At 53.0% G+C, this 12,500-nt stretch carries 7 protein-coding genes and 2 rRNA genes (1 of these 9 running past the window's edge); 1 reads left to right on the top strand and 8 read right to left on the bottom strand.

Features of this window, described 5'->3' with window-relative positions; all coding sequences use genetic code 11:
• Together K1I37_RS00045 and K1I37_RS00040 are read right to left on the bottom strand one after the other, a co-directional pair.
• Positions 1-1,004 (bottom strand): 23S ribosomal RNA (locus K1I37_RS00045); it reaches 1,940 nt to the left of the window's first position.
• Positions 1,005-1,334: 330 nt separating this feature from the next.
• Positions 1,335-2,866 (bottom strand): 16S ribosomal RNA (locus tag K1I37_RS00040).
• The 16S and 23S rRNA genes sit together here, the layout of an rRNA operon.
• A gap of 442 nt (positions 2,867-3,308) precedes the next feature.
• Between K1I37_RS00040 and K1I37_RS00035 the strand changes: the two genes are divergently transcribed.
• Entirely contained in the window at positions 3,309-3,629 is a 321-nt protein-coding gene (locus K1I37_RS00035; RefSeq protein WP_021296353.1) for an antibiotic biosynthesis monooxygenase family protein, read from the top strand.
• Between the two features lie 276 nt (positions 3,630-3,905).
• Here K1I37_RS00035 and gyrA read toward each other — a convergent pair whose 3' ends face one another.
• From gyrA to dnaA, 6 genes are all read right to left on the bottom strand, one after another.
• Positions 3,906-6,368: a DNA gyrase subunit A gene (gene gyrA, locus K1I37_RS00030; protein WP_021296355.1), complete on the bottom strand. Its 2,463-nt coding sequence runs from the start codon at positions 6,366-6,368 to the stop codon at positions 3,906-3,908.
• Between the two features lie 21 nt (positions 6,369-6,389).
• Entirely contained in the window at positions 6,390-8,306 is a 1,917-nt protein-coding gene (gyrB, locus tag K1I37_RS00025; protein WP_021296356.1) for a DNA topoisomerase (ATP-hydrolyzing) subunit B, read from the bottom strand.
• Positions 8,307-8,431: 125 nt separating this feature from the next.
• Positions 8,432-9,535 carry a DNA replication/repair protein RecF gene (recF, locus tag K1I37_RS00020; protein WP_021296357.1) on the bottom strand — a complete coding sequence of 368 codons (1,104 nt, stop codon included), beginning with the start codon at positions 9,533-9,535 and terminating at the stop codon, positions 8,432-8,434.
• Positions 9,522-9,758 (bottom strand): RNA-binding S4 domain-containing protein, encoded by a 237-nt coding sequence (locus K1I37_RS00015; RefSeq protein WP_021296358.1) that lies wholly within the window; start codon positions 9,756-9,758, stop codon positions 9,522-9,524. Before K1I37_RS00015 ends, recF begins: the two co-directional genes overlap by 14 nt.
• A complete protein-coding gene (gene dnaN / locus K1I37_RS00010) occupies positions 9,759-10,925 on the bottom strand; it encodes a DNA polymerase III subunit beta (RefSeq protein WP_236613869.1) in 1,167 nt (388 codons plus the stop codon).
• 189 nt (positions 10,926-11,114) lie between these two features.
• Positions 11,115-12,500 (bottom strand): chromosomal replication initiator protein DnaA, encoded by a 1,386-nt coding sequence (dnaA, locus tag K1I37_RS00005; RefSeq protein ID WP_021296360.1) that lies wholly within the window; start codon positions 12,498-12,500, stop codon positions 11,115-11,117.

The raw sequence follows: 12,500 nt of genomic DNA, 5'->3' as shown, positions 1-12,500 counted from the left end.
CATTGTGGCATTCGCAGTTTGACTGAGCTTGGTAACCCTCGCGGGCCCCGCACCCAATCAGTGCTCTACCTCCACAACTCATTCCCTGACGCTAGCCCTAAAGCTATTTCGGGGAGAACCAGCTATCTCCGGGTTCGATTGGAATTTCTCCCCTACCCCCAGTTCATCCCCTGGCTTTTCAACGCCAGTGGGTTCGGGCCTCCATGCGGTGTTACCCGCACTTCACCCTGACCAGGGGTAGATCACCCGGTTTCGGGTCGATGACGACAAACTTATCCGCCCTATTCAGACTCGCTTTCGCTTCGGCACCGGCTCCTTCGCCTTCACCTTGCTTGCCATCATCACTCGCCGGTTCATTCTACAAAAGGCACGCCGTCACATCTCTTGAATGCTCCGACTGCTTGTAAGCACACGGTTTCAGGTTCTATTTCACTCCGCTCCCGCGGTTCTTTTCACCTTTCCCTCACGGTACTATCCGCTATCGGTCGCCAAGGAGTATTTAGCCTTAGGAGGTGGTCCTCCCAGATTCCCACGGGATTCCTCGTGTCCCGCAGTACTTGGGGTCTGTTGCACATTCCACATTCCGTTTCGGATACCGGGCTCTCACCGTCTATGGCCGGCCTTCCCATGCCGTTCTCCTACGGATTGCTTCCTGCTGGCTCCCTGCAGGTTGCCGCCAACAGCCCCTCGACCCCGAATGCGCATCGACTGCAGTCTGTACCACGCATCCGGTTTAGGCTTCTCCGCTTTCGCTCGCCGCTACTGACGGAATCGCATTCGCTTTCTCTTCCTCGAGGTACTTAGATGTTTCAGTTCCCTCGGTTGCCCCCGTACACCTATGGATTCAGTGTACGGTACTAGCGCTTCACACTAGCAGGTTTCCCCATTCGGACATCCACGGCTCAATGCTCGCTTACAGCTCCCCGTGGCATTTCGGTGTTCGCCCCGTCCTTCTTCGGCTCTTGGCGCCTAGGCATCCTCCGTGCGCTCTTCCTAACTTCACCGTTTCGACTCCATGACTGACTTACACCAGTCACTTCATCCAGTTATCCGGCTATTGTTACCTGTTACTCGCATTTCGGTTACCGGTTTACTATTTCGAGGTTGTTCCATATTCAGTTGCCAAGGTACATGCGCCTTCCAATCTGCTTCGGATTCCTGCGTCACTCAGCCAACCACTCCCTCACGTACATTTGTACGCTCAGTCCGTCGTTGTCCTCGTTCCTTGGACTCCTTGCACCTTGAAACGCGCCTTGAGTTTACCTTGTCTCATATGAGACGTTGGCTCCCTCAAAACCAAACACACAACACCTAAAAGCCTTGTTTCTCCGTAGAAAGGAGGTGATCCAGCCGCACCTTCCGATACGGCTACCTTGTTACGACTTCACCCCAATCATCAACCCCACCTTCGGCGGCTGGCTCCATAACGGTTACCTCACCGACTTCGGGTGTTGCCGACTCTCGTGGTGTGACGGGCGGTGTGTACAAGGCCCGGGAACGGATTCACCGCGGCATGCTGATCCGCGATTACTAGCAATTCCGGCTTCATGCAGGCGAGTTGCAGCCTGCAATCCGAACTACGAACGGCTTTTTAGGTTTTGCTCCACCTCGCGGCTTCGCTTCCCGTTGTACCGCCCATTGTAGCACGTGTGTAGCCCAGGACATAAAGGGCATGATGATTTGACGTCATCCCCGCCTTCCTCCGACTTACGCCGGCAGTCACCTGTGAGTCCCCACCTCTACGTGCTGGTAACACAGATCAAGGGTTGCGCTCGTTGCGGGACTTAACCCAACATCTCACGACACGAGCTGACGACAACCATGCACCACCTGTCTCCTCTGCCCCGAAGGGAAGGTACATCTCTGCACCGGTCAGAGGGATGTCAAGCCCTGGTAAGGTTCTTCGCGTTGCTTCGAATTAAACCACATGCTCCACTGCTTGTGCGGGCCCCCGTCAATTCCTTTGAGTTTCAGTCTTGCGACCGTACTCCCCAGGCGGAGTGCTTATTGGGTTTCCTTCGGCACTGGGGTGTGTCCCCCCAACACCTAGCACTCATCGTTTACGGCGTGGACTACCAGGGTATCTAATCCTGTTTGCTCCCCACGCTTTCGTGCCTCAGCGTCAGTCACTGTCCAGCAAGGCGCCTTCGCCACTGGTATTCCTCCACATATCTACGCATTTCACCGCTACACGTGGAATTCCCCTTGCCTCTCCAGCACTCAAGTCATGCAGTTTCCAAAGCAATCCCAAGGTTGAGCCTTGGACTTTCACTTCAGACTTACACAACCGCCTACGCACGCTTTACGCCCAGTGATTCCGGACAACGCTTGCCCCCTACGTATTACCGCGGCTGCTGGCACGTAGTTAGCCGGGGCTTCCTCACTCGGTACCGTCTCACAAGGAGCTTTCCACTCTCCTTGTCGCTCTCCCCGAGCAACAGAGCTTTACAACCCGAAGGCCTTCTTCGCTCACGCGGCGTTGCTCCGTCAGGCTTGCGCCCATTGCGGAAGATTCCCTACTGCTGCCTCCCGTAGGAGTCTGGGCCGTGTCTCAGTCCCAGTGTGGCCGGTCACCCTCTCAGGTCGGCTACGCATCGTCGCCTTGGTGAGCCGTTACCTCACCAACTAGCTAATGCGCCGCGGGCTCCTCTCTCAGCGATGCAGTTGCATCTTTCAACACAAGTAGATGCCTACCCGTGTATTATCCGGCATTAGCACCCGTTTCCGAGTGTTATTCCAGTCTGAAAGGCAGATTGCCCACGTGTTACTCACCCGTCCGCCGCTAGCCCCGAAGGGCTCGCTCGACTTGCATGTATTAGGCACGCCGCCAGCGTTCGTCCTGAGCCAGGATCAAACTCTCAAAAAATGGCGTTGTTACATATGTTTCAATCGTCGCTGTGACCAAAGGTCACGTCGACCGAAACTTTTAGGCGTGTGTGTTCAGTTTTCAAGGAACCAAACCTGCTGTGAAAGCCCCACTGAAGCTGATTCAACGAGGAACCAGATGAAGTGATTCTTTCAAGCAAGCACCGCTTCTGTCGAAGCAGCCTAAGTATTATATCACGAACTGACGTTCGTTGTCAACAGTGAGTATTTCATTCCGTTCAAGTTCTTATGAGCTATGAAAGAAACGATTTTACCCACTGCCGCGACATACTCGCGACATACTATAGTACACTTTCAAAAAACATTGCCGCCAAAGCGACGTCGATTAGATTATCACGTCTATATCAATCTGTCAACTAGTGTTGTCGAGATGATCGGTGGATCGGGATCGGATTGAACGGAAATAAGGAGGCATGAATCCTATGGCAACCATCGCAAGAACACCAACGCCACCCTACTATGCAGTCATTTTTACGTCAGAGCGGTCCGACGTGAGTGACGGTTATGCGGATATGGCGAAAGACATGATGGAACTTGTGCAAGGGCAACCTGGTTTCCTCGGCGTGGAGAGTGCTCCGGGCATTACCATATCGTACTGGCGGGACTTAGCGTCCATCCGCCAATGGAAGGAGAACGAGCGTCATCAGCTCGCTCAAGCAAATGGCAAGGCGGTCTGGTACGATGCGTATCAAACGAGAATCTGCAAAGTAGAACGCGATTATGGGTTTCATCGCGAGACCTAATTAGGCACGCGCATCCCCCGCCAAACGCAAAAACAGCCACTGGGAAAATACCCATGGCTGTTTTTGTGACTTTGGGGCGCATCGTGCATCGCCCGATTCGCGGTGAACCGACCGGTGACGTTAGTCCCGAACAATCCGATCCACGACGATGTAACATAGTCCTACAAATGTAGCAAACGCGAGGAACATCGCGGCAGTGTGAATGAGAAACTGCCATAAGACGTTAGTCATCATAGACGATATCCTCCTTTGCTTTAAGCGTACCAGAAAAGTAGATTACTCTTCCACTGTCTCCTCGTCTTCAGAAGCCATCACGCGACTGACGGTGGCGACTTCATCGCCCTCCGCGACATTGATCAGTCGCACCCCTTGCGTGTTGCGGCTCTGCGTCGAGATGTCCTTGACGTGGATGCGAATTGCGACGCCACTTTGCGTGATAATCATCAAATCGTCTTCCGGCGTCACCATGCGCATTTCAATGACGTTGCCGTTCTTCGGCGTGCAGTGCATCGTCTTGATGCCTTTGCCACCGCGCATCTGGCCCCGGTATTCCGTGACCGGCGTGCGCTTGCCGTACCCGTTGGCGGTGACGACGAGAACGTCGTGATCATCTTCCGCGACATCCATCGCGATAACCGCGTCGTCGGCGTTCAAGCTGATACCCTTCACGCCCGTCGCCCCGCGACCCATCGCGCGCACATCCTTCTCGTTGAAGCGAATGGCCAGCCCAAGGCGCGTGACCATCATGATGTTCTTCTGCCCATCGGTCAGTTTGACCGCAATGACGTCGTCGTCATCGCGCAGGTTAATGGCGATAAGACCGTTCTTGCGAATATTCGAGTACTCGCTCAGGGCCGTTTTCTTCACAATGCCGTGGCGCGTTGCGAAGAACAGGTTGATGCCGGAGATCTCGTCGGGATCGAGCGATTGAACCGGGATCACCGCCGTGATTTTCTCGTCCTGCTCGATGTTGAGCAAGTTGATAATCGGAATCCCCCGCGCCTGGCGACTGAATTCAGGCACCTCGTAACCCTTGATAGCATACATCCTGCCGCGGTTCGTAAAGAACAGGAGGTAATCGTGCGTCGAGGTCACATGGAGCTGCTCCATAAAGTCCTCGTCGCGCGTCCCCATCAGCGACATGCCGCGACCGCCGCGCCGCTGACTGTGGTACGTCGAGAGCGGGATGCGCTTGATATAGCCGCGGTGCGTCACTGCAATGACGACGTCGTGCATCGGAATCAAGTCCTCGTCGCTGATCTCGCCCTCAGCCGCACTGATCTTCGTCCGCCGCTCGTCGCCAAACTTATTGGCGATTTCGAGCAATTCCTCGCGAATGACGCCAAGCAATTTCTGCTCGTCAGCGAGAATCGATCGCAATTCCGCGATGCGCGCCTGCAACTCCGCGTACTCCGCTTCAATCTTCTCGCGTTCCAAACCGGTCAACCGCTGCAGACGCATGTCGAGAATCGCTTGCGCTTGCTCTTCCGACAGGGAGAAGCGCGTCATGAGACCTTCTCTTGCGATCTCTGCCGTCTGCGAAGCCCGGATGAGGTTAATCACTTCATCGAGGTTGTCGAGCGCGATGCGCAAGCCCTCCAAAATGTGTGCGCGGGCTTCCGCCTTGTTCAAATCGTACTGCGTACGACGGCGAACGACTTCTCGTTGGTGATTTAAATAGTGAACCAGCGTCTGCTTGAGCGTCAGCACCTTTGGCTCGCCATTGACCAGGGCCAAATTGATGACGCCAAAGCTCGTCTGCAGACTGGTATGTTTGAACAGGTTGTTCAGCACCACCTGCGGGCGGACGTCGCGGCGAAGTTCCACGACGACGCGCATCCCGTTTCTGTCCGACTCGTCGCGCAAATCGGTGATGCCGTCGATTTTCTTATCCCGAGCCAATTCCGCAATCTTTTCGACGATACGCGCCTTATTCTGCTGATACGGCAACTGTGTGATGACAATTCTCGTCTTGCCGCCAGACATCTCCTCAAAGTGCGTGACCGCGCGGACCGGAATCGAGCCGCGGCCCGTCTCATAAGCCTTGCGGATGCCTTCCCGACCCAAAATGATGCCGCCTGTCGGGAAATCAGGACCCTTAATCGACTTCATCAACTCTTCGATCGTCACATCTGGATTGTCAATCAACTTGATGACGCCGTCGATGACTTCACGCAGATTGTGCGGCGGAATATTGGTCGCCATACCAACGGCGATACCGGATGATCCATTGACCAGCAAGTTTGGATAGCGAGCTGGCAAAACCGTCGGTTCCTGCTCCGTCTCATCGTAGTTCGGCATGAAGTCGACGGTCTCTTTGTTGATATCGCGGAGCAATTCGAGGGCGATAGCAGACATGCGAGACTCTGTATAACGCATCGCCGCTGCGGAGTCGCCATCAATCGATCCAAAGTTCCCGTGACCGTCGACAAGCGGGTAACGAGTCGAGAAGTCCTGAGCCAACCGGACCAAGGCGTCATAGACCGACGAATCGCCGTGCGGGTGGAATTTACCGAGCACGTCGCCGACGATACGGGCGGATTTCTTATACGGTTTATCTGGTGTCATGCCGGAGTCGTACATCGCGTACAAGACTCGGCGGTGTACAGGTTTTAATCCATCGCGAACGTCTGGAATCGCGCGAGCGACAATGACGCTCATCGCGTAATCCATAAACGAATTTCGCAACTCTTGGCTAATATCAACCGGCAGTACACTGCGGTTCTCTTCGTCTGCCAAACAGATTCCTCCTCGAGTCGATTAGATGTCCAGATTGCGGACATAACGCGCGTGTTCCGCGATGAAATCGCGGCGCGGTTCCACTTTATCCCCCATCAGCGTGCTGAAGATCATATCCGCATCCATGGCGTCTTCCATCGTCACTTGCAGCAAGGTCCGAGATTCCGGATCCATCGTGGTCTCCCACAACTGCTCCGGATTCATCTCACCGAGACCTTTGTACCGTTGGATGCCGACACCCTGACGGCCAGTCTCCTGCAAAATGGCTTCGAGTTGCGCGTCAGAATACGCATAGCGGACCGTTTTCCCCTTTGAGATCTTGTAAAGCGGGGGCTGCGCGATATACACGTAACCCGCATCAATCAACGGCCGCATAAAGCGATAGAACAAGGTCAATAGCAGAATGCGGATGTGGCTGCCGTCGTGATCGGCATCCGTCATAATGACCACCTTGTGGTAACGCGCCTTCGAGAGATCGAATTCGTCGCCAATACCGGTGCCCGCAGCTGTGATGATCGCGCGGATTTCCTCGTTGGACAAGATTTTGTCCAGCCGGGCCTTCTCCACATTGATGATTTTTCCGCGCAGCGGAAGAATGGCTTGCGTCTGTGGATCCCGCCCCATCTTCGCCGATCCGCCTGCGGAGTCACCCTCCACCAGATAGATTTCCGATCGCTCTGGATCCTTCGACACACAGTCGGTCAACTTACCTGGCAGACTGCTGACTTCCAGTGCACTTTTGCGCCGTGTCAACTCGCGAGCCTTGCGCGCCGCTTCCCGCGCGCGTGCCGCGGTGACACACTTGTCGATAATTTTGCGCGCAACCGATGGATTCTCGTCGAGGAATGTCTGCAGCTTGTCGCCAAAGAGACTCTCGACGATACCGCGAACCTCACTGTTGCCAAGCTTGGTCTTGGTCTGTCCTTCAAATTGCGGCTCTGGAACTTTCACGCTGACGACAGCGACAATCCCCTCGCGGACATCGTCCCCTGTCAGGTTGCTCTCGCTCCCCTTAATCAGGTTGTTCTTTCGGCCGTAATCGTTAATCACGCGAGTCAGCGCGCTCTTGAAGCCAGATTCGTGCGTCCCGCCTTCACCTGTGTTGATGTTGTTGGCGAACGAGTAAATCGTCGAAGCATAGCCGTCGTTGTACTGCAGGGCCACTTCGATGGTGACATCGTCCTTGACGCCCTCGACAAACACCGGGTCTGGATGCAGGACATCTTTGGATTTATTTAAATAGCTGACGAATTCCTTGACGCCGCCCTCGTAGTGAAATTCCTGCGTCTTGCCACCTTCGCGCTGATCTTCCAGCACAATCGCCAATCCCGCGTTGAGAAAGGCCAACTCGCGAAGGCGATGCTGCAGCGTTTCAATCTGAAACACCGTCGTCTCTGTAAAAATCTCCGGATCCGGCAGGAACGTAACACTCGTACCGTGCTTGTCGGTATCTCCAACCACTTTCAAATCGTACTTGGGAACGCCGCGTTCGTACTCTTGCACGTATACGTGCCCGTCGCGCCAAACTTCCACTTTGAGCCACGAAGACAACGCATTGACGACCGATGCGCCGACGCCATGAAGCCCGCCAGACACCTTGTAGCCGCTGCCGCCAAATTTACCGCCTGCATGAAGCACGGTCAGTGCCGTTTCGACGGCCGGCCGACCGGTCTTTGGGTGAATCCCCACAGGAAACCCGGCGCCGTTGTCAATGACTGTGACACTGTTGTCCTCGTGAACTTGCACAATAATGCGCGTACAACGGCCAGCGAGCGCCTCGTCCACCGCATTATCGACAATTTCCCACACGAGGTGGTGAAGTCCCTTTACACTCGTGGAGCCAATATACATGCCCGGACGCTTGCGAACAGCCTGCAAGCCCTCCAGGACTTCTATCTGAGACTCATCATAAACTTGTTCCGTACGTGTATCCGCCAACTAGTTTCCCTCCACATTCGCACCAGAAGGTCGGTCAGTGCAAACCAACCGACGCGCTGGTACGATGTCACGTTCCACTGCTGTATAGGCTTCAGAATCACCCAGTTTACGCCGTTTCAGACGTTTCACTCCGTTATTATACCAGAAGCCACCTGAAACAGGCGGGCATCTGAAGTCAGCTCGTGTTCCAGGTGAAATAGGCTGGTCGTCGTGATGATGGTTTGCACTTTGCGACTCATCGACAACACCAGATTGCGCTGACGCGTATCGTCAAGTTCCGACAACACATCGTCCAGCAAGAGTACTGGATACTCGCCTATTTCCCTGTAAATAAAGTCGATCTCGGCAAGCCGCAAGGATAACGCGATAGTCCGCTGTTGACCTTGGCTCGCAAAACTTTGTACATCTTGTCCGTTGAGAAAAAGTTGTATGTCATCGCGGTGTGGTCCCACGGTTGTATAGCCCATGCGAAGGTCCATCTGCCGGCGATCCGCCAATGCCCGCGCAAATTGTTCGGCGATATCGTCGATGGACAACTCCGTGCTCACGCGTGGCACTGTTGATGTGTACCGAAAATCAAAGTCTTCCCGACCTTCGGAAATATCGACGTATACCTGGTGAGCAACTGGCTGCAACTGCGTCAAAAAGCGTAGCCGCCGTAGAATCACATGTGCGCCATAGACGGCTAACTGTTCGTCAAAAGAGGCGAGGTAGGCGTCGTCGGTTATGCCATTTTTCAAAAGTTTGTTTCGCTGGGCGAGCGTTCGTGTGTAGTTCGACAAATGGTGTAGATACATCGGCTGGGTTTGACCGAGCTCGACATCGATAAACCGTCGACGCTCCTTGGGTCCGCCTTTGACCAATTGAAGATCTTCAGGTGCAAATAAGACAACCTGAAAATGACCGACAAAATCCGTCATTTTTGTTTGTTGAACGCGGTTCACATAAGCTTTTCGACCCGATGCGCCAAGTTCAAGGCGCAGTCGCCGCGGCCCATGTAACGCTTCTACAACGCCGTCGACGACTGCTTGTTCTTGATTCCAGCGCACCAAGTCCTTATCTTTCGCCGTTCGATGCGATTTCCCAATTGCCAATAATGCAATGGCCTCAAGTGCGTTGGTCTTTCCTTGCCCGTTTTCACCGCAAAACACGTTCACATGTTCGGACAAACGAAGGGTTTGCTCGTCATAATTCCGGAAATTGACCAGCGTTAAGTCAGTCAGATGCATTCGGGTCGCCCTTTAACGTATACGTCTGTCTGCCAATGCGCACCGTATCCCCGTTTAGGAGTTTCCGACCGCGCCGCGTTTCGCGTTCCCCATTTACAAAAAGTCGACCTTCCTCGAGAAAGATCTTGACCTCTCCGCCGGAAGATACGATATCCAGTTTTTTGAGCAATTGGCCGACGGTGATGTAAGGCCCGGAAAATCGAATTTCCATAAACTTTGTCAATTACCTCCAAAGCACAGGGGAAATCAGTTGCAGCATAGTTTGGTCCCCTGTCTTCTCAATGACGAACGCTTGTGTCGTTCCGTTAAACCGCGCAGTCACTTGAGCGGCATCCAGTGCTCTCAATGCGTCCAAGACATATCGCGCGTTAAAGGCAATTTGTAAGTCATCCCCTGTCTTTTGTTCGACGGTGATGGTTTCGGAGACATTACCAATCTCGGGCGAGTTAGAACTGACCGTGATGGTGTCATTTTGAATTTCCATGCGCACCATATGATTGTCTCGATCTCGCGCAATGAGCGCAGCACGATCAATGGCGCCTAATAAAGCTTGTCCCGCAGCCGTAATTTCTGTCTTGTGAGACGTTGGGATAATGCGAGACGTATCTGGATAGGTGCCATCGATGAGCCGTGTATAGAAGCGCGTATCTCCGATGACAAATAGACTGTGACTTTCAGTCAGATACAATTCCACAACAGAGTCGTCGGTTGGCAGAATTTTGCTCAACTCGAGCATTGACTTACCTGGAATCACAGCTTGCCACACAGGGGCATCCGTCAAGTGGACATAATGTGTTGCCATTCGCAGGCCGTCGGTGGCCGTAAAGGTTAATCGCTCATGATTGCATTGAACGTTGATTCCGGTCAGGATAGGGCGCACTTCGGTATTTGCGGTGGCAAATGCCGTGGTTCGAATGAGATCATCCAACATCGAAGCCTGAATCTGTAATCCCTGCACACCGACAAAAGTCGGGAGTTTAGGGAATTCTTCTGCGTCAATCCCATGCAAATGAAATTCAACAGACGCCGTCGAAATTTCTGTCATATAGTTGTTCGCAACTTGCATAGTAATGACTGTGTCTGGCAATTTGCGAATGACTTCTGAGAAATATCTCGCCGGAAGGACAATGGAACCGGCTTGTTCAACCGTCAATTGATTGTCGTCAGAGGCATATATCCGCGTTTGAATTCCTAATTCCATATCATACGCGGTCGCAACGATTTCTTGGTTGCTAACCTCTAGCAATATACCGGATAACACTTGTTTGGTCGTGCGAACAGCGACAGCCTTTGACACAATTTGAATAGCTTGCATTAATGCCGATTTTTGAATGGAAAACCGCATCACGATGGCGTACCCCTTCCAAGTTTCCGCATCACGTTCAGCCAATGATGTACTCACTAAAGTATATAGAATGAGGATCTAGGATCATATATCTAAAATCGTAATCATAGTAATAGGGCCGGTGAATATGTGGATAACCGACTCACCTATGGAATCTAGCAATCAACAGCCTGTTCATAAACCTGTGGATATGTGCATTAGTTTTTCGGACAAACGTTATCCACATGTGGACAATCAGGTCAGGGTACGAATCGCTTGCGCCAAACGCTCTAACGTCGCTTTCAATTCGGCGTCCTTTTGCAACTCTTCATTGACCCGCTCGCAGGCGTGTAACACAGTTGTATGATCTCGCCCGCCAAACGCTTCACCAATTCTCGGCAGGGACATTTCTGTCAGCTCTCGTGTCAGATACATCGCAATTTGTCGAGGAAAGGCGATATTTCGCGTGCGCTTCTTTCCTTTCAGGTCTTCTATTTTCAGACCAAAGTGATCGCCAATGACCTTTTGGACATGGGAAACGGTAATCGTTCGGATGCGGTCTGGCGAGATAATGTCCTTCAGTGCCGCCTTGGCCAGCTCTGGTGTGACGTCTTCATTGACCAACGAGGAATAAGCGACCACTCGAATGAGAGCGCCTTCCAGTTCACGAATGTTTGAATCGATTTGATTGGCAATGTACGACAACACCTCTTCGGGGATTTCCAGTCCCTCGGAGCGTGCTTTGCGCTGTAAAATCGCAATTCGCGTCTCTAAATCGGGCGGCTGAATATCCGTGATTAATCCCCATTCGAAGCGCGATCTCAGCCTATCCTCCAACGTTGGAATCTCTCGCGGGGGCCGGTCACTGCTGATGACAATTTGTTTGCCGGCTTCGTGCAAGCTGTTAAACGTATGAAAGAATTCTTCCTGTGTCGATTCTTTGCCGGCCAAAAACTGAATATCATCAATCAGCAGGACATCGATTGATCGATACTTGTTGCGAAACGCTTCTGTCTGACTGTCGCGAATGGCTGTGATGAACTCATTGGTGAATTTCTCAGACGACAGATATGAAATTTTTGCCGTCGGATCATGTGTTTTTACATAATGTCCGATGGCGTGCATCAAGTGAGTTTTGCCGAGACCGACGCCGCCGTAGATAAACAGCGGGTTGTAGCCCTGAGCAGGGCGCTCTGCCACAGCAAGGCACGCGGCGTGTGCAAATCGGTTGCTGGCGCCGATGACAAACGTCTCGAATGTGTATCTCGAAATCAGCGCGCCCTGCGACTGATCTTCTTCTGTGTCAGGTTGGGCGTATAGTTCAGGCCTGGACGGCTGACGAACAGGCAACGTGTCCTGTTTTTCCTCCGACCAATCGGTGACGAACTGGATTCGATACTCTTGTTCGGTCAGTGCGATAATCATGTTTTGAATTGTGGTCGTGTAATGCTCCTCAATCCAGTTTTTGACGAACGGCGTCGGCGTATAGACGAACAAGGAATGATTCGCCGCGTCGTACTTCAAGATTTTCGTACCCTCGAACCAGGTTTCGAACGTTGGACCTGACAGGCGCTCCTTCATCATGGCCAGCACTTGGCTCCAGAGGCCATCGAAGTATTTCGTATCCGTGCGCGCACTCAT

This window comes from Alicyclobacillus acidoterrestris, from assembly GCF_022674245.1.
GTDB classification, from domain to species: domain Bacteria; phylum Bacillota; class Bacilli; order Alicyclobacillales; family Alicyclobacillaceae; genus Alicyclobacillus; species Alicyclobacillus acidoterrestris.
Note: the sequence above shows the minus strand (reverse complement) of the source record. Positions and strands in the feature narration are given on the sequence as shown.